This is a genomic window from Afipia sp. GW821-FHT14H12, from assembly GCF_058803465.1.
Map to the genome: position 1 here is coordinate 774870 of NZ_JBXAOZ010000001.1, position 26708 is coordinate 801577.

The 26708-nt window shown below is 63.5% G+C and carries 26 protein-coding genes and 2 tRNA genes; 9 read left to right on the top strand and 19 right to left on the bottom strand.

From position 1 onward, the window contains the following. Positions 1–30: 30 nt before the first annotated feature. The 7 genes from AC1RNA_RS03835 to aroA all read right to left on the bottom strand — a co-directional run bounded on the left by AC1RNA_RS03835 (position 31) and on the right by aroA (position 6946). Positions 31–708: a phosphoribosylanthranilate isomerase gene (locus AC1RNA_RS03835; RefSeq protein WP_492950323.1), complete on the bottom strand. Its 678-nt coding sequence runs from the start codon at positions 706–708 to the stop codon at positions 31–33. 45 nt (positions 709–753) lie between these two features. Continuing rightward, positions 754–1128: a LapA family protein gene (locus AC1RNA_RS03840; RefSeq protein WP_009338763.1), complete on the bottom strand. Its 375-nt coding sequence runs from the start codon at positions 1126–1128 to the stop codon at positions 754–756. 55 nt (positions 1129–1183) lie between these two features. Further along, entirely contained in the window at positions 1184–1495 is a 312-nt protein-coding gene (locus AC1RNA_RS03845; protein WP_009338762.1) for an integration host factor subunit beta, read from the bottom strand. A gap of 159 nt (positions 1496–1654) precedes the next feature. Then, positions 1655–2635: a signal peptide peptidase SppA gene (gene sppA, locus AC1RNA_RS03850; RefSeq protein ID WP_009338761.1), complete on the bottom strand. Its 981-nt coding sequence runs from the start codon at positions 2633–2635 to the stop codon at positions 1655–1657. A gap of 247 nt (positions 2636–2882) precedes the next feature. Next, positions 2883–4583, bottom strand: a complete 1701-nt coding sequence (rpsA, locus tag AC1RNA_RS03855; RefSeq protein WP_009338760.1) for a 30S ribosomal protein S1 — start codon at positions 4581–4583, stop codon at positions 2883–2885. 405 nt (positions 4584–4988) lie between these two features. Further along, entirely contained in the window at positions 4989–5618 is a 630-nt protein-coding gene (gene cmk, locus AC1RNA_RS03860) for a (d)CMP kinase (protein ID WP_492950324.1), read from the bottom strand. After that, positions 5615–6946: a 3-phosphoshikimate 1-carboxyvinyltransferase gene (gene aroA, locus AC1RNA_RS03865; protein ID WP_492950325.1), complete on the bottom strand. Its 1332-nt coding sequence runs from the start codon at positions 6944–6946 to the stop codon at positions 5615–5617. The genes cmk and aroA overlap by 4 nt, the downstream gene beginning before the upstream one ends. A gap of 152 nt (positions 6947–7098) precedes the next feature. Between aroA and AC1RNA_RS03870 the strand changes: the two genes are divergently transcribed. The 5 genes from AC1RNA_RS03870 to ilvD all read left to right on the top strand — a co-directional run bounded on the left by AC1RNA_RS03870 (position 7099) and on the right by ilvD (position 10702). Then, on the top strand, positions 7099–7515 hold the full coding sequence (locus tag AC1RNA_RS03870; protein WP_009338757.1) for a TIGR02300 family protein: 417 nt from the start codon (positions 7099–7101) through the stop codon (positions 7513–7515). A gap of 125 nt (positions 7516–7640) precedes the next feature. After that, positions 7641–7716: transfer RNA gene (locus AC1RNA_RS03875), tRNA-Ala, on the top strand. Positions 7717–7934: 218 nt separating this feature from the next. Further along, complete coding sequence (locus AC1RNA_RS03880) at positions 7935–8360, top strand: Hsp20 family protein (protein ID WP_009338756.1); 426 nt, start codon at positions 7935–7937, stop codon at positions 8358–8360. Positions 8361–8408: 48 nt separating this feature from the next. Continuing rightward, the gene (locus tag AC1RNA_RS03885; RefSeq protein WP_009338755.1) at positions 8409–8681 is read left to right on the top strand and encodes a BQ00720 family protein; all 273 of its coding nucleotides are present in this window, start codon (positions 8409–8411) and stop codon (positions 8679–8681) included. A 179-nt stretch (positions 8682–8860) separates the two neighbouring features. Beyond that, positions 8861–10702, top strand: a complete 1842-nt coding sequence (gene ilvD, locus AC1RNA_RS03890; RefSeq protein ID WP_492950326.1) for a dihydroxy-acid dehydratase — start codon at positions 8861–8863, stop codon at positions 10700–10702. A gap of 75 nt (positions 10703–10777) precedes the next feature. On the opposite strand, the gene ptsN is transcribed toward ilvD, so the two are convergent. The 7 genes from ptsN to AC1RNA_RS03925 form a co-directional block, all read right to left on the bottom strand. Then, positions 10778–11239 carry a PTS IIA-like nitrogen regulatory protein PtsN gene (gene ptsN, locus AC1RNA_RS03895; RefSeq protein WP_009338753.1) on the bottom strand — a complete coding sequence of 154 codons (462 nt, stop codon included), beginning with the start codon at positions 11237–11239 and terminating at the stop codon, positions 10778–10780. A 175-nt stretch (positions 11240–11414) separates the two neighbouring features. After that, complete coding sequence (gene hpf / locus AC1RNA_RS03900) at positions 11415–12020, bottom strand: ribosome hibernation-promoting factor, HPF/YfiA family (RefSeq protein ID WP_009338752.1); 606 nt, start codon at positions 12018–12020, stop codon at positions 11415–11417. A 57-nt stretch (positions 12021–12077) separates the two neighbouring features. Next, positions 12078–13703, bottom strand: a complete 1626-nt coding sequence (gene rpoN, locus AC1RNA_RS03905) for an RNA polymerase factor sigma-54 (RefSeq protein ID WP_492950327.1) — start codon at positions 13701–13703, stop codon at positions 12078–12080. A 140-nt stretch (positions 13704–13843) separates the two neighbouring features. Continuing rightward, complete coding sequence (gene lptB / locus AC1RNA_RS03910; RefSeq protein WP_048757710.1) at positions 13844–15010, bottom strand: LPS export ABC transporter ATP-binding protein; 1167 nt, start codon at positions 15008–15010, stop codon at positions 13844–13846. Positions 15011–15145: 135 nt separating this feature from the next. Continuing rightward, positions 15146–15898, bottom strand: coding sequence for an LptA/OstA family protein (locus AC1RNA_RS03915; protein ID WP_492950328.1), 753 nt, complete (start codon positions 15896–15898; stop codon positions 15146–15148). Positions 15899–15929: 31 nt separating this feature from the next. After that, on the bottom strand, positions 15930–16631 hold the full coding sequence (lptC, locus tag AC1RNA_RS03920) for an LPS export ABC transporter periplasmic protein LptC (RefSeq protein WP_492950329.1): 702 nt from the start codon (positions 16629–16631) through the stop codon (positions 15930–15932). A 124-nt stretch (positions 16632–16755) separates the two neighbouring features. Further along, positions 16756–17370 carry a ribonuclease D gene (locus AC1RNA_RS03925; RefSeq protein WP_492951175.1) on the bottom strand — a complete coding sequence of 205 codons (615 nt, stop codon included), beginning with the start codon at positions 17368–17370 and terminating at the stop codon, positions 16756–16758. Positions 17371–17633: 263 nt separating this feature from the next. On the opposite strand from AC1RNA_RS03925, the gene AC1RNA_RS03930 reads away from it, so the two are divergent. Both AC1RNA_RS03930 and AC1RNA_RS03935 read left to right on the top strand, forming a co-directional pair. Beyond that, a complete protein-coding gene (locus AC1RNA_RS03930; protein ID WP_492950330.1) occupies positions 17634–20138 on the top strand; it encodes a glycogen/starch/alpha-glucan phosphorylase in 2505 nt (834 codons plus the stop codon). Positions 20139–20230: 92 nt separating this feature from the next. Then, on the top strand, positions 20231–20968 hold the full coding sequence (locus AC1RNA_RS03935; RefSeq protein ID WP_009338745.1) for an NYN domain-containing protein: 738 nt from the start codon (positions 20231–20233) through the stop codon (positions 20966–20968). Here the strand turns inward: AC1RNA_RS03935 and AC1RNA_RS03940 are convergent. The 3 genes from AC1RNA_RS03940 to AC1RNA_RS03950 all read right to left on the bottom strand — a co-directional run bounded on the left by AC1RNA_RS03940 (position 20965) and on the right by AC1RNA_RS03950 (position 22957). Further along, the gene (locus AC1RNA_RS03940) at positions 20965–21357 is read right to left on the bottom strand and encodes a DUF930 domain-containing protein (RefSeq protein ID WP_492951176.1); all 393 of its coding nucleotides are present in this window, start codon (positions 21355–21357) and stop codon (positions 20965–20967) included. The genes AC1RNA_RS03935 and AC1RNA_RS03940 overlap by 4 nt on opposite strands. A 148-nt stretch (positions 21358–21505) precedes the next feature. Further along, positions 21506–22690 (bottom strand): chromate efflux transporter, encoded by a 1185-nt coding sequence (gene chrA / locus AC1RNA_RS03945; protein WP_492950331.1) that lies wholly within the window; start codon positions 22688–22690, stop codon positions 21506–21508. 182 nt (positions 22691–22872) lie between these two features. Then, positions 22873–22957 (bottom strand) — tRNA-Leu (locus tag AC1RNA_RS03950). A 161-nt stretch (positions 22958–23118) separates the two neighbouring features. On the opposite strand from AC1RNA_RS03950, the gene AC1RNA_RS03955 reads away from it, so the two are divergent. After that, positions 23119–24084, top strand: a complete 966-nt coding sequence (locus AC1RNA_RS03955; protein ID WP_492950332.1) for a complex I NDUFA9 subunit family protein — start codon at positions 23119–23121, stop codon at positions 24082–24084. 4 nt (positions 24085–24088) lie between these two features. On the opposite strand, the gene AC1RNA_RS03960 is transcribed toward AC1RNA_RS03955, so the two are convergent. After that, on the bottom strand, positions 24089–24895 hold the full coding sequence (locus AC1RNA_RS03960) for an undecaprenyl-diphosphate phosphatase (RefSeq protein WP_492950333.1): 807 nt from the start codon (positions 24893–24895) through the stop codon (positions 24089–24091). 203 nt (positions 24896–25098) lie between these two features. Here AC1RNA_RS03960 and AC1RNA_RS03965 point away from each other — a divergent pair, with 203 nt between their 5' ends. Continuing rightward, positions 25099–25791 carry a glutathione S-transferase family protein gene (locus tag AC1RNA_RS03965; RefSeq protein WP_492951177.1) on the top strand — a complete coding sequence of 231 codons (693 nt, stop codon included), beginning with the start codon at positions 25099–25101 and terminating at the stop codon, positions 25789–25791. 106 nt (positions 25792–25897) lie between these two features. Here AC1RNA_RS03965 and AC1RNA_RS03970 read toward each other — a convergent pair whose 3' ends face one another. Beyond that, entirely contained in the window at positions 25898–26689 is a 792-nt protein-coding gene (locus AC1RNA_RS03970) for an alpha/beta hydrolase (RefSeq protein WP_009338700.1), read from the bottom strand. Positions 26690–26708: the final 19 nt, after the last annotated feature.

The window sequence follows — 26708 nt, forward strand, 5'->3', positions numbered from 1 at the left end:
TAAGCCCCGACCGGTGTCGAGGCCGCGAAATTATCCCGCATTGGCGGTTGCCGTGCGCAGGCTGGCCTCGGCCCCGCGTGCTGCGCCGATGAAGGCGCGGATCATGTTGGCGTCCTTGATGCCGAGCGCGCGCTCGACACCGGAGGACACATCGACGCCGTGCGGCCGCGCGATCCGGACGGCCTGCGCGAGATTGCCCATGTTCAGTCCGCCCGACAGCACAAACGGCTTGGCCAGATCGAGCCCCTCGAGAATGTTCCAGTCGAACGGCACGCCAAGCCCGCCGGGGCGCGTGGCGTCCTTCGGCGCGCGGGCATCGAACAGGATGCGGTCCACGACGGACGCATAGGGCGCCACCTTGCCGAGATCGGCGCGGGCTGCCACCGCAATCGCCTTCATCACCCGCGTATCGTACGTCTCGCGGATCGCCGCCGCGGCCTCGGGCGTCTCAGCGCCATGCAACTGAAACCAGTCGGGGCGAACCTGCTCCGCGATCGCGTCCATGAGCCTGGCGTCGGCATCGACGGTGAGCGCCGCGATCTCCGCGCGCCCGCGCGCCCGCGCTGCCAACTCCGCCGCGTGCGCCAGATCGACATTGCGGGGCGAAGGCGCAAAGAACACCAGCCCGACCATGTCGGCACCCGCATCCAGAGCCGCCTCAAGCGTCTCCGGTTCGGACAGGCCGCAGATTTTCACGATCAGGGACATGGGGTTTGAGCTGATTTTAAGCGATCCAAGCAGTGAAGGCGCGTTCTACAACGTCGCGTGCTGCTTGTCTTGTGCAATGGCCAGCGGCGGGACGCCGGGCCGGGGTGCGGGGGCCGGAAAAGCCGCATTTCGCCGCAGTTCCGCAAGCTCGGCGCGGGTCTGCGCGGCCTCCGCCTCCAGCCGGCGGACCGCCTTGCGGTGGCGGCGCTGCCCGAACCAGACCGCGAGACCACCCGCCAGCACGCCCAGCATCACCGAGGCGATAATGACGACGAACAGCGGCAGGGTCAGCGCCAGCGCGGGATCGCTGGGGTCGAAGGGGTTGAACGACAGGGTGACGAAACGGCGGTTGGCGAGCGCGAAGGCGAGCAACACCAGCGCGAGCGGTACGATCACCACGGTGTTGACGATCTTACGCATCCCGCCCTTTCCGAATGGTCCGGCGTATCAGCGCGCGAGAACGCCGCGCGAACGATCAGGAGGACGCCGCGGCTTCCTCGTCGTGGCCGTTGCGGTTCAGCCGTTCGCGCATTTCCTTGCCGGTCTTGAAGAACGGCACGCTCTTCTGCTCGACGGGGACATGCTCGCCGGTGCGCGGATTGCGGCCCGCGCGCGCCGGGCGGTGCTTCACCGAAAATGCGCCGAAACCTCGCAACTCGACACGATCACCACGCGATAGCGCCGAGACAATTTCCTCGAGGATCGCGTTGACGATGTTCTCCACGTCTCTCTGGTAGAGGTGCGGATTATGCTCGGCAATGCGCTGAACGAGTTCTGATTTGATCATCGGTTCGGGGGCTCGCGGTCGTTGCGGGTGACATTTCCTTGAAAAAGCCTTGAACTGTCAAGTCGCATAACGCCCAAGACGAGAGCGATTTTGCGTGACAATTGAAAGCATTCGCCCCGGCACACAGGCCGCCGGAGCGATGAAACACGATTCAGACATTCAATTCGTGCCTGCTGGCCGCCACAATGCCAGCATGCCTTCGAGTTGCAACTGCTCACTGAGGCTGGCGGCGCCATTTCCGCCGACAAACCGCGCCACCGTGGGCAGCCCGAGCGATTCAAGCGTCGTAGCCGCCGCCGCGCGCAGGAATGTCATGTCGGAAAAGCGCGGTGAGAGCTTGTAATCGCGCACCGGCAGGTCGCCCTTGATCTTGTTCTGGGCTTGCAGCCATTTCACCGCGGTCTTCTCGTCGCCGAGTTCGTCGACCAGCTTCAGCCCCATCGCTTGCCTGCCGGTGAATACGCGCCCGTCGGAGACGGTCTGAAGCGTGGCATCGTCCATGTGCCGCCGCGTCTTCACCAGATCCTTGAACCACGCGAAGGAATCCTTCACCAGCGCGTCGAGCGCGGCGCGCGCTTCCGGCGAAGTCGGCTCGTAGCCGTTCGGCGCGGCCTTCAGCGGTGCCGACTTCACCTCCTCGACCTTGACGCCGACGGTCTTCAACAGATCGGTGAAGTTCGGGAACTGAAACAGCACGCCGATCGAGCCGACCAGCGAGGTCTGCTGCGCGATGATGTGATCCGACGCCAGCGCGGTGATGTAGGCCCCCGACGCGCCAAGCCCCTCGATCACGACGACCAGCGGCTTCTTCGCTTTCAGCCGCGTCAGCGCGTCGAACAATTGCTCGGAGCCCGCCGTGGTGCCGCCGGGCGAATTGATGTGCACGATGACGGCGGCGGCGTCCGACTTCTCCAGCCGCTCCAGTGCTGCGACGCGCTCGTCGTTGCTGCGGATCAGCCCTTCGATTTTGACCCGCGCGATGGCGCTTTTGCCGGTCAGCGCCTGACGTCCGGCAGGCGTGAGCAGCATTCCGCCGCCAACCACCGCCAGGATGACGAGCAGGCCACTGACCACGCGCCAGAACGTCAGCTTGCGGCGAATGCGGCGGCGGTCAACGATCAGGTCGGACTCGAACGACATGCGGTTCTCCGGTGGGCGGCGCGTTATCCCCGCTCAATGCTTGCGATTGAGTGACTTCGATACATCAATTGCCGGGTAATTTGAAGGTATTGAGGCCGCCCGCGATTTCTCGATGTGTCATCACCGGGCTTGTCCCGATCCGGCCACAGTCACCTTCAGCCACGGTGCCGCCCCCAATCACTCAAACAAAAAGGGCCCCGGAAACCGGGGCCCTTTGCAACTGATGGAAGAAACGCCTGAAACAGGCTTACTTCTCGCGCTTCTTCAGCGCGTTGCCGAGAATGTCGCCGAGCGTCGCACCCGAATCCGAAGACCCGTACTGCGCGATGGCTTCCTTCTCCTCGGCCACTTCGAGCGCCTTGATCGACACCTGGACCTTGCGGGCCTTCTTGTCGAACTGGATGACGCGGGCATCGACCTTCTCACCGACGGCGAAGCGTTCGGCGCGCTGGTCGTTGCGGTCGCGAGCAAGCTCGGAGCGCTTGATGAAGGTGGTGAAGTCGGTACCGGCGATCTGCACGTCGATGCCGGCATCCTTGACGTCGAGAATCTCGCAGGTCACGACCGCGCCCTTCTTGACGTCGCCCGGCTCGGCGAAGGGGTCGCCTTCGAGCTGCTTCACGCCGAGCGAGATACGCTCCTTCTCGACATCGACATCGAGCACCACGGCCTTGACCATGTCGCCCTTCTTGAAGTTGTCGATCACCTGCTCGCCCGGCTGCTTCCAGTCGAGGTCGGACAGATGCACCATGCCGTCGACGTCGCCGTCGAGACCCAGGAACAGACCGAACTCGGTCTTGTTCTTGACCTCGCCTTCCACGGTCGAGCCGACCGGGAACTTCTCGACGAACACTTCCCACGGATTGCGCATGGTCTGCTTGAGACCGAGCGAGATGCGGCGCTTGGCCGAATCCACTTCCAGCACCTGCACTTCGACTTCCTGCGAGGTCGAAACGATCTTGCCGGGGTGCATGTTCTTCTTGGTCCACGACATCTCCGAGACGTGGATCAGGCCTTCGATGCCCGGCTCCAGTTCGACGAACGCGCCGTAGTCGGTGATGTTGGTGACGCGGCCGGTGACGCGGGCGTTGAGCGGATACTTCGCCTCGATGCCCTGCCACGGATCGTCCAGCAACTGCTTCATGCCGAGCGAGATGCGGTGGGTCTCGTGGTTAATCTTGATGATCTTGACCTTCACCGTCTGGCCGATGGTGAGAACCTCGGTCGGATGGTTGACGCGGCGCCACGCGATGTCGGTGACGTGCAGCAGGCCGTCGATGCCGCCGAGGTCAACGAACGCACCGTAATCGGTGATGTTCTTGACGACGCCGTCGATCACCTGACCCTCTTCGAGGTTCTGCACCAGCTCCTGGCGCTGCTCGGCGCGGGTCTCTTCGAGAACCGTGCGGCGGGAGACGACGATGTTGCCGCGGCGGCGATCCATCTTGAGGATCTGGAACGGCTGCGGGTTGTTCATCAGCGGCGCGACGTCGCGGATCGGACGGATATCGACCTGCGAGCGCGGCAGGAACGCCACGGCGCCGTCGAGGTCGACCGTGAAGCCGCCCTTGACCTGATTGAAGATGACACCGTGAACCTTCTCGTTGGCGTTGAACGCCTTCTCGAGCTTGCCCCAGCTTTCTTCGCGGCGCGCCTTGTCGCGCGACAGCACGGCTTCGCCGAGAGCGTTTTCGATCCGGTCCAGGAAGACTTCGACTTCGTCGCCGACCTTGAGGGTGTTCTCACGGCCGGGGCCGTTGAATTCGCGAAGCGCCACGCGGCCTTCGGTCTTCAGGCCGACGTCGATGACGGCCATGTCCTTCTCGATCGCCACAACCTTGCCCTTGATGACAGAGCTTTCCTGAAGGTTGCCGCCCGAAAAGGATTCATCGAGCATCGCCGCGAAATCGTCGCGGCTCGGGTTATAGGAAGATGCAGTCGAAGCCATGGATTCTCCAGATGCGGTTGGCCGACAGTGGGTTGATGAACGCATTGCGCATGAAGGGCCAAAGGTTCCGCGACCTTTGACGACCGCCTCGCCAACCTTCACGGTTCACGAGAACGGGCCGGCCGGTGCCTGCACGAGCGATGCGATGATTTTTGTCGCGGGTCTTAAAAAAATTCGACCTCAAAGACCTTCAGAGCGGGCTGTCCTCCAATGACGGCAGGGATCAACCGTGCCGGCCCGCTCGGGAATGGCCTCGATCCTGTCGAGCAACCCGAACCGGGGCGATATAGCCCTCCACGCCTTTTGGGGCAAGGCCGGAATCGCAGCGGATGACCCGGAAACGGCCTTTTGAGCGCGGTTTCGGGCTGTTTTGGCCCTGTGCGGCCCCTAGCGGAGGGAACCGTCTTACCGCGCGGTGCGGACCTTTTCGATGATCGCGATCGCGGCGCGCACGCCGCCTTCGATGTCGAGGTTGGAATTGTCCAGCACATGGGCGTCGGGCGCGCATTTCAGCGGCGCCGTGGCGCGGTTCTTGTCGCGCTCGTCGCGCTTGAGGATGTCGGCGAGCACCAGCGCCTCGTCGGCGGCCTCGCCGCGTCCGCGCGCCTCCAGCGTGCGGCGATGCGCGCGCACTTTTGGATCGGCGACGACGAAAATCTTCACGTCGGCGTCGGGGCAGATCACGGTGCCGATGTCGCGGCCGTCGAGCACCGCGCCGGGCGGGCCGGCGGCGAACTGGCGCTGGAAATTGAGCAGCACCTCGCGCACCTTCGGGATCGCGGACACCACGGATGCGGCATCGCCGACCGTCTGGGTCTTGAGCACGGGATTGCCGAATTTTTCCGGGTCGAGTTCCATCGCCGCCGCGACCGCCGCGGCCTCGTCGGTCAGCGCCGCGCCCGCTTCTAGGAGCGCCTGGGCCACCGCGCGATAGATCACGCCGGTGTCGAGATGGCGGAAGCCGTAATGGTGCGCGAGCCGTTTGCCGAGCGTCCCCTTGCCCGATGCCGCGGGGCCGTCGATGGCGATGATCATGCGAAATCCGCTCCCAGTCTGCGCATCATCGGAATGAAATCCGGGAAGCTCGTGGCGATGAACGCGGTGTCGTCCACTTTGACCGGCGCTTCCGACGCGCAGCCCATCACCAGCGCCGACATCGCGATGCGGTGATCCATGTGGGTTTTGACGAGCCCGCCGCCGGGCACGAAACCTTCGCCATGCACGATCAGGTCGTCGCCGGAAATCTCGACCTTGACGCCGTTGACGCGCAGCATGTCGGCGGTCGCTTCCAGACGGTCGGATTCCTTCACACGCAATTCCTGCAGGCCGCGCATCCGCGTTGTGCCTTCCGCGAACGCGGCGGCGACCGCGAGCACCAGATATTCGTCGATCATCGACGGCGCGCGCTCCGGCGGCACGGTGACGCCGCGCAGTTTTGAGGCACGCACGCGCAGGTTCGCCATCGGCTCGCCGGCGTCACGCACATCGCTCTCCTCGATCAAGGCGCCCATTTCCCTGAGTGTCGTGAAAAGCCCGGTCCGCAACGGGTTTGTCATCACATCGGTGAGGGTCAAATCCGAGTCCGGCACGATCAGTGCCGCGACCAGCGGAAACGCCGCCGAGGACGGATCGGCCGGCACCGCGACGTTTGCCCCGTGCAGCTCGGGCTGGCCGGTGAGCATGATGCGGCGGCCGTGTTCGCCTTCCTTTTCGACGCTGATCTCGGCGCCGAATTGTTTCAGCATCAGCTCGGTATGGTCGCGGCTCGCTTCCGTCTCCATCACCGTGGTCACGCCCGGCGCGGACAGGCCCGCCAGCAGCACGGCGGATTTGATCTGCGCCGACGCCACCGGCGTGCGGTAAGCCATCGGGATCGGATCGCGCGCGCCCGTTAGCGTCAACGGCAGGCGCTTGCCGTCGCCACCCGAGACCTGCGCGCCCATCAGTTCTAATGGGTCGAGAATCCGCCGCATCGGCCGCGAGCGCAGCGAGGCGTCGCCGTCGAAGGTCGCCGCAATCGGCGAGCCCGCGACCGCGCCCATCGCCAGCCGGCAGCCGGTGCCGCTGTTGCCGAAATCGAGCGGCGCGTCAGGGGCCTTGAAACCGCCGACGCCGACGCCGTGCACGGACCACGCGCCCTCGCCGGTCCGCTCGACCTTCGCACCGAGCGCCGCCATCGCCTTGGCGGTGTTGAGGACGTCCTCGCCCTCTAACAGGCCGGTGATCTTCGTTTCGCCGACGGCGAGCGCCCCAAGGATCAGGGCCCGATGGGAGATCGACTTGTCGCCCGGCACCCGGACCTTTCCGGTCAGCGGGCTGGCGCCTCGCGCTTCCAAGGGGGTCGGCTCAACGGACTGGCTCACGGCGGAATTCCTGTACAATTTGAACGGCTCCTACCATGGGTGCCGGGATACGTCACCCGCCCTGCGCGGGCCGCCCAGAGCACTATTGACAGAGCGCTCGCAACCGCCCAAGTGAAGCACCGCTTTTTTCGAAATTCCCAGGATCTTCGCCCGTGGCCAAAGCCGATCTCGGAACCAAACGCACCTGCCCCGTGACGGGCAAAAAATTCTACGACCTCAACAAGACGCCGGTGATCTCGCCCTACACGGGCGAAATCGTGCCGATCGCGCCGGTTGCACCGCCCCGTGGTGCGCGCAATGACGCCGCCGCACGCGCCGCCGCCACCACAGCCTCGCAGGAAACCGAGGTTGCGGAGAACGAGGAGGAATTGGTCTCGCTGGAAGAGGCCGACGCCGAGGAGAATACCGGCAAGGTCAAGGCCGTGGTGCCGGAATCCGAGGACGACATCGAGGTCGACGACACCATCGATGACGACGATGACGATTCCACCTTCATCCCCGATGAAGAGGAAGAAGACGAAGACGTGACCGACATCATCGGCGACGTCTCCGGCGACGAGGAATCCTGAGACAAGAGACTTGAGATACGACCTGAAACGTGGTTTCAGGTCGGTCCTGACGATTCACGGGCACGGCCAGACGGCCGGTTCCGATCGGCAGACGCATCGGACCCATCCGAACGCGGTTTGACTAAGGGGCCATAGCTCAGCTGGGAGAGCGCTTGCATGGCATGCAAGAGGTCGGCGGTTCGATCCCGCCTGGCTCCACCAACCGCCCCTTTCCATCACCCCTCTCTCCATCAAGCAGCTTGTGGTGCATGGCCTGTCCCGCGGGCAGCCACGGTCTTGAACAACTGCCCAAACATCGCCATATCCGTAAAAGCTGGGCGGGCGGGAACGCTCCTCCGGCGAAGGGCGCCGAAAGGGCCCTTGGCGGAAGGTCCATCCGGGCCGGAAGCCGAGCAAAGTCGCTTCGAGAGGACTTTGGAATGTCGCGTGTTCCTTCGTTATCCAGTCCGTTCCTTCTGGGATTCGACGAGATCGAGCGTGCGCTCGACCGCGTCGTGAAAGGCGCCGACGGGTATCCTCCCTACAACATCGAGCGATGCGAGCGCTGTAGCGGCCAGCCCGAAAGGCTGCGCATCACGCTGGCCGTGGCGGGCTTCACCCGCGACCAACTCGATGTAACTATTGAGGAAAATCAACTCGTCATCCGCGGTCGCCAGCAGGACGACAAGACCCGGCAATACATCCATCGCGGCATCGCCGCGCGCCACTTCCAGCGCACCTTCGTGCTGGCGGAGGGGATGTACGTGCTTGGCGCGGACTTGAAGAACGGGCTGCTGTCGGTCGACCTCGCAAGACCAGAACCCGAGCGGATCGTTAAGACGATAGCCATCAATGAACACGAATAATGCAATGGGCGGACTCGACCGCTGTCTGACTTAGAAGGAGTCGAGGACATGGCTACTATTCTGCACCATGAGCCAAGAGACCAATCACCGGTTTCGCTGGAGGCGCTGGCCGCGCTGGGCGAGGGTCATCTCGCCTACGTCAAGCAAATCCGTTCCGAGGATGTGCCGGGCCTGTTCCCGCAGGCACCCGAGATCGCGCCGGGCGTGACGCTGTTCGCGCTGCACGCCGCCGATGGCACCCCTATTATGCTGACCGACAGCCGCGAGGCTGCGATCGCCAACGCCTGGAGCAACGAGCTTCAGACCGTCAGCCTGCACTGACCCCGTTCGACTGAACGGCCTGCTGACAGACCACGAAGCGGCAGCGCGAAAGCGTTGCCGCTTTTTGCTTATCCGGTCTCCTCGCGGCCTTCCGCGTATGGCTGCCATACGGACTTCTTATTGGCTTCCCTCCGGCAGGCGAGTATGGAACCAATCAATTGTCCTTGAGGAATTCCAAAATGCCTCCCTATCGTTCCCGCACATCCACCCACGGCCGCAACATGGCCGGCGCGCGCGGCCTGTGGCGCGCCACCGGCATGAAGACCGAGGATTTCGGCAAGCCGATCATCGCGGTGGTGAACTCCTTCACGCAGTTCGTGCCGGGCCACGTCCACCTCAAGGATCTCGGGCAGCTTGTCGCGCGCGAAATCGAGAAGGCCGGCGGCGTCGCCAAGGAGTTCAACACCATCGCGGTGGATGACGGCATCGCGATGGGCCATGACGGCATGCTCTACAGCCTGCCCTCGCGCGAGATCATCGCCGACAGCGTCGAATACATGGTCAACGCGCACTGCGCCGACGCCATGGTGTGCATCTCGAACTGCGACAAGATCACGCCCGGCATGCTGATGGCCTCGCTGCGCCTCAACATCCCCACCGTGTTCGTCTCCGGCGGGCCGATGGAATCCGGCAAGGTCGTCATCAAGGGCGAGAAGCGCTCCGTTGACCTGATTGACGCGATGGTCGCTGCCGCCGACGACACCGTGACCGACGCCGAAGTGGAAAGCATCGAGCGGTCGGCCTGCCCGACCTGCGGCTCATGCTCGGGCATGTTCACCGCCAATTCGATGAACTGCCTCACCGAGGCACTCGGCCTGGCGCTTCCGGGCAACGGGTCGGTGCTCGCCACCCACGCCGACCGCAAGGGCCTGTTCGTCGAGGCCGGGCATCTGATCGTCGATCTCGCGCGGCGCTACTACGAGCAGGACGACGAGACGACGCTGCCGCGCAACATCGCGAGCTTCAAGGCGTTCGAAAACGCGATGACGCTCGACATCTCGATGGGCGGCTCGACCAACACCGTGCTGCATCTGCTCGCCGCCGCCTATGAAGGCGAAGTGCCGTTCACGATGGCCGACATCGATCGGCTGTCGCGCCGCGTGCCGGTGCTGTGCAAGGTCGCGCCTGCGGTCGCCGACGTGCATCTCGAAGACGTGCATCGTGCCGGCGGCATCATGGCCATTCTGGGTGAACTCGACCGCGCCGGGCTGATCGATACCAGCCTGCCGAGCGTTCACAGCAAGAGCCTGAGGGACGCGCTGGAGCGCTGGGACGTGATGCGCACCAAGAGCGACAGCGTCCGCACCTTCTATCGTGCCGCGCCGGGCGGCGTGCCGACGCAGGTCGCGTTCAGTCAGGAACGCCGTTACGACGCACTCGACACCGACCGCGCCAAAGGCTGCATCCGCGATGCCGAACACGCCTTCCTCAAGGATGGCGGTCTCGCCGTGCTGTTCGGTAACATCGCACGCGACGGCTGCATCGTGAAAACCGCGGGCGTCGACACCAGCATTCTGAAGTTTGAAGGCCCCGCGCGCATCTTCGAGAGTCAGGACGCGGCGGTGGAAGGAATCCTCGGCGGCAAGATCAAGGCCGGCGATGTCGTGCTGATCCGCTACGAGGGCCCGCGCGGCGGACCCGGCATGCAGGAAATGCTGTATCCGACGAGCTACCTGAAATCGAAGGGGCTTGGCAAAGCCTGCGCGCTGATCACCGATGGCCGCTTCTCCGGCGGCTCGTCGGGCCTGTCGATCGGCCACGTCTCGCCGGAAGCAGCGGAAGGCGGCGCCATCGGTCTCGTGGAGGAAGGCGACATCATCAGGATCGACATCCCCAACCGCACGGTGAATGTCGCGGTTGACGATGCCGAACTCGATCGCCGCCGCAAGGCGATGGACGCGCGCGGCAACGAGGCGTGGAAGCCCGCGCCACGCAAGCGCCGCGTCACCACCGCGCTCAAGGCTTATGCCGCGCTCACCACCAGCGCGGCGCTCGGCGCGGTCCGGCGCGTGCGCGACTGAGCGAAGCCGCTTGCGGCCGATCCAGACATTGCAATGAAAAAGAAAAAGCCCGCCGCGCGATCCGCGGCGGCTTTTTTATGCGGCGGTGGCCGGCGGCAGCGCCAGCACCGAATAAAGCGCCTGCGCATCGCTTGAGGCGCGCAGCTTCTTGGCGACTTCCTGATCGCGCAACAGCCGCGCGACCCGCGCCAGCGCCTTGAGGTGATCGGCGCCCGCGCCTTCCGGCGCGAGCAGCAGGAACAACAGATCGACCGGCGCGCCGTCCATCGCCTCGAAATCGATCGGCCGCTCGAGCCGCGCGAACAGGCCGAACAGCTTCTCAAGCTTCGGCAGCTTGCCGTGCGGAATGGCGATGCCGTAACCGACAGCCGTGGTGCCGAGCTTCTCGCGCTGAAGCAACACTTCAAAGATCGCGCGCTCGTTCTGTCCGGTCAGTTCAGCCGCACGCGCCGCCAGTTCCTGCAGCGCCTGCTTCTTGCTGTTGACCTTGAGCGCGGGAAGGATCGCCTCCGGCGCAACCAGATCGGTGATCGTCATGGAGCTGTCCGAGAGTGAAGGGTGAAACCGTAAGCCGTTAAAGGGCATGTAGCCGATTGAGGGCATGGACCGAGCTTGCCCGCCCCTGGTCCGTCGAGGCGGCGGACCATAGGGAGGGCCAAGGAGGGCGTCAAGGTCTTCCTCGGGCTATTTCGGCCCGGAATCCCGACCACGATTACTTCGCCGCGGGCGGATCGATCCAGCCCACATTGCCGTCGGAGCGCCGATAAATGATGTTCACCCGTCCGCTTGAGCCATGCTGAAACACGATGACGGGCGCGCCCGTCATGTCGAGCTCCATGACCGCTTCGCTGACCGAAAAGCGCCGCAGCGTGTGAGTCGATTCCGCGATCACCACCGGATTGAACGCGGTGATCTCGTCATCGTCTTCATCGTAGGAAGGGCCTTCGAGCACATAGCTCGACGCATCGATGCCGTCCAAGGCGATCGCGGCCATTGCTTCGGATTCCGCATGCGCCTTGCGCGCGGAACGATCCTTGAGTCTGCTCTTGTAGCGACGCAGCCGCTTCTCGATCTGGATCAGCGCCTGATCCGCGCTGGCATACGCATCGGCGGCCATCGCGTCGGCCTCCAGCGTCACGCCGGAATCCAGATGCAGCGCGCAGTCCGCCTTGAAACCGAAACCGTCCTTGCTGAAAGTGAAATGCCCCGAATAATTCCCGTCGAAATATTTTCGTAACACCTCTTCCGTTCGACCCGCGACACGACCGCGAATGGCTTCACCGATGTTGATGCTTTTGCCGGAAACTCGAAGCGTCATGGACGCACCTCGTCGTCTTGTTACAACACCACCACAATGCCAAAGCCCGGCAAGCCGTCAAGCGGGAGCTATGTCGCGTGATCGGTCGTTGGAAGAAGGAATTGCACCACCCGAATGGCCAAGCGCGTACCGTTTTTCGCGACGGCGCTGGACGGAAGACGGTATCCGCAGAGCCTCCCGGTACTTCGCGACGGTGCGCCGGGCAATATCAACGCCTTCGGCGCGAAGACGTTCCACCAGCGTGTCGTCGGACAGAACGTCGTTTGCCTCTTCGGCATCGATCAGCTGCTTGATGCGGTGCCGCACGGATTCGGCCGAATGCGCCTCGCCGCCGTCAGCGGAGGCGATCGACGCGGTGAAGAAATATTTCAATTCAAAAATACCGCGATTCGTCGCCATGTATTTGTTGGCGGTGACACGTGACACCGTCGATTCATGCATCTGGATCGCGTCCGCCACCGCCCTGAGGTTGAGCGGACGCAAATGCGCCACGCCGCGCGTGAAGAACCCGTCCTGTTGGCGGACGATCTCGGTTGCAACTTTTAATATCGTGCGCGCACGCTGGTCGAGCGCCCGCACCAGCCAGGTTGCGTTCTGCAGGCAGTCAGCGAAATAGGATTTGTCCTCGTCCTTACGCAGCGTCTTGGTGAGAGTTGCGTAATAGGACTGGTTGACGAGCACCTTCGGCAGCGTGTCGCTGTTGAGTTCCACGAGCGAGCCGCCATCAGGTCCCGGCCGCACATAGACATCGGGCACCACGGTCTGTGTTCGTCCGGTCGCGAATTTCAGTCCGGGCTTGGGATCGAGATGACGAATCTCGCCGATCATGTCGGCGATGTCGTCGTCATCGACGCCGCAGATTTTTTTCAGACCCGCAATATCGCGTTTGGCGAGCAGATCGAGATTCTCGACCAGCGCACGCATCGCCGGATCAAAGCGGTCGCGCTCGCGCAACTGGATCGCCAGGCACTCGCTCAGATTGCGCGCGCAGATGCCCGGCGGATCGAACGTCTGCAACACCGCGAGCACGGCGTCGACGGCTTCCTGCGTGGTGCCGAGCTTGTCGGCGGCCTCGCCGAGATCCGGCGGCAGATAGCCTGCCTCATCGACGAGGTCGATCAGATATTGCCCGGTCATACGCTGCGAGGCGTCGGTCAGCGCGACCGCGAGCTGTTCGGCCAGATGATCCTGCAGCGAGGTCTCGGCGGCGACGAAGGCCTCCAGATTGTAATCTTCATCGCTGGACGCGCCGCCGCCCCATTCGGTGTAGGAGGTCGGCGCGGCATCCTGCGCCGCACGGGTCGCCGTTTCCGAGGGTTCCTCGGTGAAGACGTTGTCCATGCTGGTGTCGAAGGTCTGTTCGATCTCGGCGCGGCTGCCGAGTTCGCGCGACATCCAGTCGTCGGACGGCTCGCCATTGCCGCGACCGCCCTCGCCGCCTGCGCCGCTGTCCGCGCCGTCATCCCCGCCGGAAAAATCCTGTTCCGCCGCCGCGCCTTCGCCGCGCACCGGTGCGTCGTCCTCGCTGCTGCGCTCCAGGAGCGGGTTACGCTCAAGCTCACCCTCGACGAACGCCACCAGATCGAGATTGGACAATTGCAGCAGCTTGATCGCCTGCATGAGCTGCGGCGTCATCACCAGCGCTTGCGATTGGCGAAATTCCAGGCGTTGCGTCAGCGCCATTATGGCATCCAGCTCGAAGAATCGCCCCAATTGGTCCAATTCTTGCTTAGCTCTTTTAGATGCCCCTGTATACGACTTGACGGGACTGAGTTTTTGCCCGCAACGGACAGCCGCATGCCCGCAGGGCGGTACCGCCAGAGCTAGAGGCGGAATTCCTCGCCGAGGTAGAGGCGGCGCACGTCGGGGTCGTTGACGATCTCCTCGGGCTGGCCCTCGGTCAGCACCTCGCCGGCATAGACGATGTAGGCGCGGTCGGTGAGGCCGAGCGTTTCACGCACATTGTGGTCCGTGATCAGCACGCCGATGCCGCGGTTGGTGAGATGACGCACCAACTGCTGGATGTCGCCGACCGCGATCGGGTCGATGCCCGCGAACGGTTCGTCGAGCAGCATGTAGTTCGGCTTGGTCGCCAGTGCGCGCGCGATTTCAACGCGGCGGCGTTCGCCGCCCGACAATGCGATCGACGGCGATTTGCGCAACCGCACGATGTTGAATTCCTCTAAGAGCGAATCCAGCTCGTATTCGCGCTTGCGCCGGTCGGGCTCCGCCACCTCGAGCACGGCGCGGATGTTGTCCTCCACGGAAAGGCCGCGAAAGATCGAGGCTTCCTGCGGCAGATAGCCGATGCCGAGCCGCGCGCGCTGATACATCGGCAGACTGGTGACATCGTAGCCGTCGAGTTCGATGCGTCCCTTGTCGGCCTTGATCAGGCCGGTGATCATGTAGAACGCCGTTGTCTTGCCCGCGCCATTCGGGCCCAAAAGGCCGACCGCTTCACCCCGGCGCACATAGATGTTGATGCCGCGCACAACCTTGCGGGTGCCGAAACTTTTCTCGATGCCGTGCACGGCAAGATAGCCCGCGCGCGGTTGCGAACGCTGCGGCGCGGGCCTGCTTTGCTGTGTCGAACGTTGTTGCGTTTGCCGTTGCTGGGTTGGCCCCGGCTCTGCCTGTCTTGACTCTGTCTGTCTTAACTCTGTCTGTCTTGGCGGCGCGCGGCGCTCCTCGCCCGGCACACGCTGCGGCTCGCCGCGCGGAATCGGCGATGAACGTTCGAACGATGTCGCACCATCATCCGCCAGCATCACGGCCATCTCGCTGTAAGAGGCCCATTGCTGCTGTTGTTCGGTCAACTGAAACGGCTGCCGCGATGCAGGCTGCGGCTGCACGGGCACCTCGCCCTTCGCGCTCTTGAACATGTCGCCCATGCGGGCGCTGAACGAGGTGATGTCGCCGCCGGAGCGGGCAAAGCCCTGCTTGCCCCGCGAAGGGGCACGGCGGCGAAACATGCGCAGGAGATCCACCATCCGCTCGATCGGCCTTTCAAAGGCTGGCTTGCCAGCTTGCGACCCCGCGGCGGAATCGGCGCGCCGGCACCCCGCCTGCACGCCCGCCTGTCAGAATCCGTCCCCGGCCCTTGATATAGGCTCGCGGGCCAAGGTTCAACCGCGCGATCCCGTGCGGCTTTGCAAGTTATTGAGTTTCATCGGCTTTCCGGGAGTACGCGTGGACGGCGCGGTTTCCGTCTTGGGTCCCGAGCCGGGCACGAGGCTGAGCCCGCCGCCATTCTTGTTCGGCGAAGTGGAATTGAACAGCCCGGAGACGCCACGCCCGCCGCTGGATTCGACGCGCGAGACGCCCGTCGTCATGTCCACCACCAGCCGGTCGCCCTTCAGCACGTTCTTGTCCTTGGTCAGCACCACGCCGCCAGTCATCGTCACGGTGTTGGTCTTCATGTCGAAGATGCCGGTCTCGCCCGTCACGGTCTGATCGTTCTGCGTGACGACGACGCCGCCGCGCGCTTCCAGCCGCCGCACGCTCGAATTGCCACCCGGTCCCGGCTGCGCCGTCTTCATGCCGGGCTTCGCGCCCGCCTTGTCCTGATCGTAGAATACCACGAGCGTCTTCGAGCGCATCGTGGTGTCGCCCTGCACCACCTTCACATTGCCGGAGAAGGTCGCGATCTTGTCCTTGTCGCGCACTTCGAGCGACAACGCATCGATCTGGATCGGCTGGCCGCGATTTTTCGAGAAACCCTGCACCGCGTTCGGCACGCCCGACACCGTGCTGGTCTGCGCCTGCGCGGCGGACACACATACAGCGAACGCAAGGAGCGCAGACAGGCCGAGCGTCGCGCGACCGCACACCGCGCGCACCTTCCGACCGCCTGACAGATTGTGTTCTATTACTCGCATCGTGCATCCATATCCGATTTCAATCGTCGCCTCACCGGGATTCCGCCGGCGCATCGGCAGGCGCGCTCCCGGCCGTGGCGTCGGCATTGGTCTTGTCCGCAGGCGGATCGAGCAGCATCGTCACGCCGCCGCCGAACACCGCCGACGCGCCGTGATCGGTGATCCGCAAATTCTGCGAGTTCAGCGTGCCGTTGGTAAGCTTCACTGCCACCGGCTGATCCGAGCTGATGATGCCGGTCGCAAGATCGACGCGCGCCTGCGTGAGCTGCGCCTGATAGCCGGTCGTGGTCTGCAACAGAATCTGGTTGGTGAGATCGAGCAGTTGCGTCTTGGTATCGAAATGGCCGTTCTGCGCATCCACCCGCAGCGTCGACTTGTCCTGCATCTGCACCTGCGCGCGGATGTCGAGCATGTCCACCTTGGTCGGGTCGGTGACGTCCTGCGTCGCCGCCTTCGCCCACACTTCATAAGGCCGCCGATCGGGCAGATAACCCGCAAGATGGGGCGCATCCATCGTGATCTTGGTGCCCGAGACCGACAGCTTGCTGAGATCGATCGGAAGCTTCTTGAGGAAGCGGAACGGATTGAACACCGACGCGCCGATGATGAGTGCCAGCGACAGGATCACCACCGCGGGCACGGCGCGGCGCAGCCAGCGCACGCGGCGGCTGTGGCGTGCGGCGCGCACGAAGCGGGGATCGTCTCCCTGATATGCCGGCGTCTGTGTGGCCACCTTGGTTCCCGGGTTACGCCATCAAGCTTACGCTCTATCGCGACAATATAAGGGCCGCGCCTTGCCGCGCAGGACCCCTGCCCATAACTTTCGGACGTCGCGACTTTCGGACGATGCGCGCTCTTTACGAATGCGCGAAAATATCGGTTTCTTCCCAGCCCTGCAGATCGAGCCTCGCGCGCGTCGGCAGGAATTCGAAGCAGGCCTTCGCCAGAGGCGCGCGGTCCTCGCGCGCGAGCATGGCATCGAGCTTGTCGCGCAGCGCATGCAGATGCAGCACGTCGGACGCAGCGTAGGTCAGTTGCGCTTCCGACAGCGACGCCGCACCCCAATCGCTCGACTGCTGCTGCTTGGAGATTTCGACGCCGAGCATCTCGCGCACCAGATCCTTCAGGCCGTGCCGGTCGGTGTAGGTGCGCACCAGCTTCGAGGCGATCTTGGTGCAGTAGACCGGCTGCGCCATCACGCCGAAGGCATGGTACAGCACGGCAATGTCGAACCGGGCGAAGTGAAACAGCTTGGTGATCGCGGGATCGCCGAGCAGCTTCTTCAGGTTCGGGGCGTCGGTGTGACCCGCCGGTATCTGCACGACATCGGCGCTGCCGTCGCCGTTCGAAAGCTGCACCACGCACAGCCGGTCGCGATGCGGATTGAGGCCGAGTGTTTCGGTGTCGATCGCGACGGAGTGCGTGTAGCGCGAAAGGTCAGGCAAATCGCCGCGATGCAGCCGGATGGTCATCATGCTTTGTTCCAAATCCAATGGCGGGCAGGCTAGCGCGCCAACCCTGAAAAATCCTGAAGCTGAAAAATCCCAATTGGACGAAGAAAGCAAATTTTAGCGGCTATCCGCGCGGAATTTTAAAATAATTCATAATTATCAATAACTTGATTAAGTTTTTCGCCCACAGCTTTCTTCCCCTCACTGGGTCCGATGTCAGCCTATGGCCTTAATCTTTGACTCTGCTGGAACCCATCGCGTGGCTCTCCGGTTTGTTGCGCGGGATGAGTTTGCGATCACGCACCGAGAGTGAGGGTGGCGGCTTGAATATTGCCAAGACTGCGCTCCCCAAGGGCGCGCCCGCGCGGGAGCGGCCGAGCGACTACGATGTGGCGGCCGTTCGCGACGAGATCAGAGCCAAGATCACGCGCGTGCTGGGCCATGAGATCGAGCGCGCAACGCTGCACGACTGGTACCTCGCCGCGGCGCTGAGCCTGCGAGAGCGCATCGCCGCGCGCTGGCTGCCGGACGTGCGAGAGACACGCATTGAGGGAAAAAAGCGCGTCTATTATCTGTCGCTGGAATTCCTGATCGGCCGCCTGTTCACCGATGCGCTGAGCAATCTGCAATTGATGGAAACTTACGTCCGCGCGCTGCGCGACCTCGGCGTGGATTTCGGTGACGTGAAGGACATCGAGCCGGATGCGGCACTCGGCAATGGCGGACTTGGCCGCCTCGCCGCCTGCTTCATGGAGAGCATGGCGAGCCTTGCAATCCCCGCCATCGGTTACGGCATTCGCTACGAGCACGGCCTGTTCCGTCAGGCGATCTCGCATGGCTGGCAGCAGGAATTTCCCGAGCACTGGCTCGAGGGCGACAATCCGTGGGAATTCGAACGGTTTGAGGTGTCCTACGATATCCATTTCGGCGGACGCATCGAACATCATCCGACGCCGCAGGGCGACGCCATCGCCTGGATTCCCGGCGAGACGGTGCGGGCGGCGGCATTCGATACGCCGATCGTGGGCTGGCGCGGCGCGCATATCAACGCGCTGCGGCTGTGGTCGGCGCGGCCGATCACGCCGCTCGACCTCGATGCCTTCAACCACGGCGACTATGCGGGCGCCTCGGAACAGAGAACGCGCGCGGAAGCGATCTCGAAATTTCTCTATCCGAGCGACGAGACCGCCGCCGGCAAGGAATTGCGGCTGCGGCAGGAATATTTCTTCGTCTCCGCATCGCTGCAGGACATCGTCGCGCGGCACCTGCGCGAGCAGGGCAACATCCGCACGCTGGCGTCATATGCCGCGATCCAGCTCAATGACACGCATCCGAGTCTCGCGGTACCGGAACTGCTGCGGCTTCTGATCGATCATCATTATGTGCCATGGCCACAGGCGCGCCGGATCGTGTCGCAGACCATCGCCTACACCAACCACACGCTGCTGCCGGAGGCGCTGGAGAACTGGCCGGTCGAACTGTTCGAGCGGCTGCTGCCGCGTCACCTCGACATCATCTACCGGCTGAACGCCGACAACCTCGCCGCCGCCGAGCGGCAAAGGCCCGGCGACATCCGTTTTCGCGCGGCGACCTCGCTGATCGACGAGACCGGCGGACGCCGCGTGCGCATGGGCCATCTCGCCTTCATCGGCTCGCACCGCATCAACGGCGTCTCGGCGATGCATTCGGAGCTGATGAAGCATACGGTGTTCGCCGACCTCAACACGCTCTATCCCGACCGCATCACCAACAAGACCAACGGCATCACCTTCCGGCGCTGGCTGTATCAGTGCAATCCGGGATTGACCGCGCTGTTGCGCGAGGTCTGCGGCGACCGCGTGCTCGACGACCCCTCGGCGCTGGTGGGGCTTGAGCCCTATGCCAATGATCCGATCTTTCAGGAACGCTTCCGCGCCATCAAGCAGCACAACAAGGTCGCGCTCGCGGGCATGATCGAGCGCACGATGTCGCTGCGGTTCGATCCGGCGGCCCTGTTCGACATCCAGATCAAGCGCATCCACGAATACAAACGCCAGCTCCTCAACGCGCTCGACACCATCGCGCGCTATCTCGCGATCCGCGACAATCCGAACGCCGACTGGGTGCCGCGGGTGAAGATTTTCGCGGGCAAGGCCGCGCCGAGCTACCATCAGGCCAAGCTGATCATCAAGCTCATCAACGATATCGCCGACGCGGTGAACCGCGACGCGACGATCCGCGGCCTGCTGAAAGTGGCGTTCGTACCGAACTACAATGTCAGTGCGGCGGAGGTGATGGTGCCGGCCTGCGATCTGTCCGAGCAGATCTCGACCGCGGGCATGGAAGCCTCCGGCACCGGCAACATGAAGCTCGCGCTCAATGGCGCGCTCACCATCGGCACGCTCGACGGCGCCAATATTGAAATCCGCGATCAGGTCGGCGCGGACAACATCTTCATCTTCGGCATGACCGCCGATCAGGTCATGGAGCGGCGGCGCGCGGGGCTCGATGCATCCGACGCCATCGCGGCCTCGCCGATGCTGGCGCGCGTGATCGAGGCGATCGACCGCGGCACTTTCTCGCCCGACGATCCGGCGCGCTTCGCGCCGATCGCGCACAGCCTGCGCTATCTCGACCACTACATGGTGTCGGCGGATTTCGACGATTACCACCGCACCCAGGCGCTGGTGGACGCGCGCTGGGGACATGCCGCGTGGGAGACATCGGCAATCCTCAACACCGCGCGGATGGGATGGTTCTCGGCGGATCGGACGATCCGCGACTACGCCAACGACATCTGGAAAGTCTAAATTCGTGGCTCCGATCTGGACCCACAGCCACAACGGACTATCCTGAGAGTCTGTTCTTTTGAATCCTACCGCTTTTCACCAAAGGAGTTTTCATGCCCGCCGAATCCCGGCCACCGCGCTTTGCGGTTCTAATCGACGCGGACAATACCTCTCCGCAAATCACTGAAGGCCTGTTCGAGGAGATCGCGAAATTCGGCGAAGCCAGCGTGCGGCGTATTTATGGTGACTTTTCCAGCTCGCGACTCAAATCATGGGCTGACATCTTGCAACGTCACGCTATCGACCCGTACCAGCAATTCGCCTACACGAAAGGCAAGAATGCCTCCGACATCGCGCTGGTGATCGATGCCATGGATCTTCTGCACAGCGGACGCTTCGATGGATTTTGCCTGGTATCATCCGATAGCGACTTCACTCGCCTCGCCTCGCGCTTGCGCGAACAAGGCGCGGACGTTTACGGCTTCGGCACGCAGAAAACGCCCGAGAGCTTCCGCCAAGCCTGCCGCAGATTTGTCTACACGGAAAATCTACTACCTACGCCCACATCGCCAGGCGATTCTACGAAATCGAAACCGCGTGAACCTCTGAGCGCGGCCATCCCAATTCTGATGAAGGCGATTTCGCAAATCGAAAGTGAGGATGGCTGGGTGATGCTCGGCCCTGTCGGCCAGCACATCTCAAATCTGTTTTCGGATTTTGATGTGCGAACCTATGGTTGTTCCAAACTCAGCGATCTCATCCGGAAAACCGGAGCCTTTGAAGTCGAGAAGGTCGAGGGCGGCCACATCCATATGCGCGCCAAGCCGGAGCGGAAATCGCCGTCGCGTTAGCGCCAGAGCCCGTACGACGCCCACTTGGTTTCGGGAATCGGTCCGCCGATCTTGTAGCTGAACGACAGCACCTTGTAGTGGTCCGGCGATCCCTTGCAGACGAAGGAATACGAGTACCACTTGCCCTTGCTGCGGAAGGCGCCGCCATTGCCCTTCACCGTGTCGCCGACATGGCGCGGCGTGCTCAGCACGTCGCTCTTGGCGCGGTCGGGATGATAGGGCGTGGGATCACGATCGATCCGGTTCATCGCCTCGATGTCGCAGACCTGTTCGAGTCTGGTGTCGGGATCGAGCCTCTTCAGGCTGTTATAAAACCGGGCATCGACGGCGGCGGCCGGAGCAGCCCAGAGCGCGGGCACGGCGGCCAGAGCAAGAAGCGCGTATTTCAAAGCCACTCTCAAAGCCACTCCTGGAAGATTCTCTTACAGTAATGTGCTTGCCGAAATCGCGCCCCCAACAACGCATGTCGAGATGGCCCGCAATCAGCGGCGGTGAGGCTCTGTACCCGTTGAACAGAATCTCCGCAACCCCGTCAGTTCACCAATGGGAGAGCCATTGCCCGGCCAGTCCGCAGAGGGCGACCACAAGCCACGGGGGTGCCTTCCATACGAACAGCAGCACGAATGCGCCCAACCCGAGCGCGTAGTCGTAGCTGCTGGTGATGCCCGCGGTCCAAACCGGATCGTAGAAGGCGGCGAGCAGCAATCCGACCACCGCCGCGTTCACGCCCGCCAGCACGGCTTGCGCCGCCGGTTTTCTTCGCAGCGCATCCCAAAACGGCAGCACGCCGATCACCAGAAGAAAGGACGGCAGGAAAATGCCGACAAGACACATGGCCGCGATTGTCCATCCGCCCATGACCGCACCGAGATAGGCGGCGAACGTGAATAGCGGACCCGGAACGGCCTGCGCGGCGCCGTAGCCCGCAAGGAAATTGTCGCCGCTCACAAGGGCCGGGACGACTTCCGCCTTGAGCAGCGGCAGAACGACATGGCCGCCGCCGAACACCAGCGATCCCACGCGATAAAAGATATCGAACAACTTCAGTGATGGGCTGTCGGTTGCCGCCGCGATAAGGGGCAGCCCCGCCAGCAGAACGGCGAACGCAACAAGCATCGCGACGCCAACCCTCCGGCTGACCGGCAGCGGCAGCACGGCCTGATCGGTCGACAATTTTCCCTTGATGCAGAACCAGCCGACACATCCGCCGAGCACGATGCCTGCGATCTGCCCCCACGCCGACGGCAATATGAGCGCCACCGCCATCGCGGCAATCGCAAGCGATACCCGGAGACGATCCGGCGTCAGCGTCTTGGCCATGCCGAGAATAGCCAGCGCCACGACGGCGACCGCGGCAACCTTCAACCCGTGCAGCCAGCCGCCGCCGAAACTGTTCTCGAAGGCCGCGAGCCCATACGCGAAAAGCACGAGCGCGAGCGCGGACGGCAGCGTGAACGCAACCCATGCGGCGAGGGCGCCGAGAGTACCGCCGCGCAACAGGCCGATCGCCATTCCGACCTGGCTCGATGCAGGACCGGGAAGAAACTGGCAGAGCGCCACGAGATCGGCGTAGCTGTCTTCGCTCAACCACTTCCGCCGCTCGACGAACTCGAACCGGAAATAGCCGAGATGCGCGACCGGGCCGCCAAACGAGGTGAGCCCCAGTTTCAGAAAAGCTGAAAATATTTCGGCAGTATTGCTTCCGACCGCGCGACCGCTCATTGCCCCCTGCCCGCTCGCATGCCTCACCTGTCCCTTACCATACAGGCATCAGGCAAACCGCCAGCCCGGCGATTCCATGTTTTGGAGCAAGATTTGCGGAAGCCGCATCGTGTACACCGCAAGGCGGCGGAACAATCCCCCGCGGTGCGGGGAGATCAGCGATAACCGCATGATCTAAAAGATGGTGCCCAGGAAAGGACTCGAACCTTCACGCCTTGCAGCACAGGTACCTGAAACCTGCGTGTCTACCAATTCCACCACCTGGGCGTGGGGCGGTTAGTAAGGATCGGCCGCACGCTTGTCAAATTCCGAGGAAATTTCCCCCGGCGGGTGGCACCATGGCCCCTGTACAGCCAATGGCCGATAGCGTATCGCAAAATTCGCAAATACCCGCGCGGCTTACCCTTAATCGAGGCAGGAATTCGACCATGACAGCCCCCATCGACACCCTCGTCACCGTATTCGGCGGATCGGGTTTCCTCGGCCGTCATGTGGTCCGGGCGCTGGCGCAGCGGGATTACCGGCTGCGCGTCGGCGTGCGCCGGCCCGAACTCGCCGGTCATCTCCAGCCGCTCGGCAAGGTCGGCCAGATCAACCCGGTCCAGGCCAATATCCGCTACCCGGCCTCGATCGAGGCGGCGATGCGCGGCGCACATGTCGTGGTCAATCTGGTTGGCATTCTTTCGGAAGGCGGGGCGCAGCGCTTCAACAGGGTGCATGCGCACGGCGCGCACGCCATCGCGGAAGCCGCCGCGAAAATCGGCGCCCGCATGGTGCATGTCTCCGCGATCGGCGCCGACGTCAATTCCACCTCGCGTTACGCCGTTTCGAAGGCGTTCGGCGAACAGGCAGTGCTGGACGCCGTGCCCGGCGCCACCATCATCCGCCCCTCCATCGTGTTCGGACCCGAGGATCATTTCGCCAACCGCTTCGCCGCGCTGGCGCGGTTGCTCCCGGTGCTGCCGCTGATCGGCGCGGATACCAAGCTGCAGCCGGTCTATGTCGGCGATGTCGCCACCGCGATCGCCGATGCTGTCGATGGCAAGACCAAGCCGGGCGCGGCTTACGAGCTTGGCGGGCCGGAAGTGGTGACGATGCGCGAGGCGATTCAACTGATCCTGCGGATTGCCGAGCGCGATCCGGCGCTGGTGCCGCTGCCGTTCGGGCTCGCGAAACTCAAAGCGGCGTTCCTGCAATTCGCGCCGGGCGATCTCAAGCTGACGCCCGATCAGGTCGAACTGCTCAAGTCCGACAACGTGGTTTCGGATGCGGCCAAGAGCGCAGGCCTGACGCTGGAAGGCCTCGGCATCACGCCGGAATCGATGGCAGCCGTGCTGCCATCCTATCTGTGGCGCTTCCGCAAGACCGGCCAGTTCGCCCACAAGAACGCTTAAAACCTCACGCCCCCAGCGCCAGCGCGATCAGGCCGAGCGTACCGACGATCACGCGCCACCAGGCGAAGAACGTGAAGCCGTTGCGCGTGACGAAATCGAGGAATGTCTTCACCACGATGATCGCGGTGATGAACGATACCACAAAGCCGACCACGATGATCAGCGCGTGATCCATCGTCATGTCGGCGCGGTCCTTGTAGACGTCGTAGGCGAACGCGCCGATCATGGTCGGGATCGCAAGGAAGAACGAGAACTCCGCCGCCGAGCGCTTGTCGGCGCCGAACAGCATCGCCGCCACGATCGAGGCGCCGGAGCGCGACACGCCCGGAACCATCGCCGCGCATTGCGCGATGCCGATGCCGAGATACATCGGCAGCGGAAACGTCATGGCGTTGTGATGGCGCGGATTGACGTCCTGCTGATCGACCCACAATAGCACCGCGCCGCCCGCGATCAGCGAGAAGCACACCACCCACGGATTGAACAGCACTGCCTTGATGAAATGGCCGAAGATCAGGCCGAGCACCACGGCGGGTAAAAATGCGACCAGCACGCCGATCACGAACCGCCGCGCGGCGGGATCGGTGAACATGTGGGTCGCGACATGCCACAGCCGCTGGAAGTAGATGACCAGAATGGCCAGAATCGCACCGAGCTGAATCAGCACCGCGAACGTCTTCCAGAAATTGTCCTGGTCGAGATTGAAAATACGCTCTGCCAGCAGCAGATGGCCGGTGGATGAGACCGGCAGGAACTCGGTGACGCCCTCCACGATGCCGAGGAACAGCGCCTTCAGAAGATCAGCCAACATTGGGAAAATCCATCGTGCCGGGAGGGCCCGCGCGTTTGTGACTTATTCGATGCCCCCCCGCAATGCGGAAAACACGCAAAGATACCTTGCCCCCGGCTCGCGCTCGGTTAGGTTCGACACCTTGCTCGCGGGCCGCCAACAAGCGAGAGCAGAAAGCCTTTTTTAAGGCTCTCTTTAAGAATCTTCCGGCTAACACGGTGCCTATGATTACCCTTTTCCATCACGCCTTCTGCCCCCATTCACGTTTCATCCGTCTCGCGCTCGGCGAATACGGACTGGAATCCGAACTCGTCGAAGAGCGGATATGGGAGCGCGACGAGGCGTTTCTGGCGATGAACCCGGCAGGCACCACGCCGGTGATGATGCTGGACGGCCAGCCGCCAATTCCGGGCGCCGCGATCATCGCCGAATATCTCGACGAGACGCATGGCGAGCGGCTTGGCGAGCGCCGCCTGATGCCCGCCACCTCAACCGGCCGCATCGAAGTCCGGCGGCTGATGTCGTGGTTCAACGACAAATTCTATGACGAGGTCAGCGGACCGCTCGTCACCGAGCGCGTCTACAAGCGCTTCATGACCGCCGAACAGGGTGGCGGCGCGCCTTCGACCGAGGTGATGCGCGCGGCGCGCTCCAACCTGCGCTATCATCTGGCCTATATCGGCTGGCTCGCGCGGACGCGGAATTTTCTCGCCGGCGACCGGCCGACCTATGCCGACCTCGCCGCCGCCGCGCATCTGTCGGCGATCGATTATCTCGGCGACGTGCCGTGGACCGAGGATGACGCCGCGAAAGCCTGGTATGTGCGCATCAAGTCGCGCCCCTCGTTCCGCCCGCTCCTGAACGAATGGCTCCCCGGCCTGCCCGCGCCCGCGCATTACATCGATCTGGATTTTTGACAATCGTCATTCCGGACGGCGAGCGAACGCGAGCCGATCCGGAATCCAGACATGAGAAAAAAGATTCCGGGTTCGCTCGCCGTCCGGAATGACGCTTAAACCAACCTCACCCTTCCGCTAATTCCGTCACTGCCGCGAGGATGCGCGCGATGTCCTGCGGCCGCGACAGGCGGTGATCGCCGTCCTGCACCAGCGTCAGCACCACGTCGTCGCTCGGCAAACAGTGCGTGAGCTTGAAGGCGTGCTGCCAGGGCACATCCTCGTCCTGCACGCCTTGCAGGATGCGGATGGGACAACCAAAATCGAGCATGCCGTCGAGCAGGAGATGATTGCGTCCCTCCTCGATCAGTCGTTTCGTAATCGGATAGGGATCACCGTAGTCGGACGGGCGATACCACACGCCGTTGCGCGCGATCTCCTCGCGCATCTGCGGCGTGAAGCGTGCCCACATCAGATCTTCGGTAAAGTCCGGCGCGGGCGCGATCAGCACGAGGCCCTTCAGCTTCGCGCGTGATTTGGCTTTTTGCGCCGTCATCGCACGCGCGGCCAGCAGCGCCATCCAGCCGCCCATCGAGGAGCCGATCAGAACCTGCGGGCCATCACAGCAGGCCTCGATCACGGCGAGGCTTTCCTCCAGCCAGGCACCGATGGTGCCGTCCTTGAAGTCGCCGCTGGATTCGCCATGGCCGGAATAATCGAACCGGATACAGGCGCGGCCGTGGCTTGCCGCATAGGCGTCGAGTTCGCGCGCCTTGGTGCCCAGCATGTCCGATTTGAATCCGCCGAGCCAGACGAGGCCGGGGCCGCGGCCTTCGCGGCGGCGCACCGCGATCCGGCGCTCGCCATGCGACGTTCTGACATCGATAAAGTCAGGCGGAAGATCGGCGGAAGGGGTCATCGGACAGCCATCATGAAAA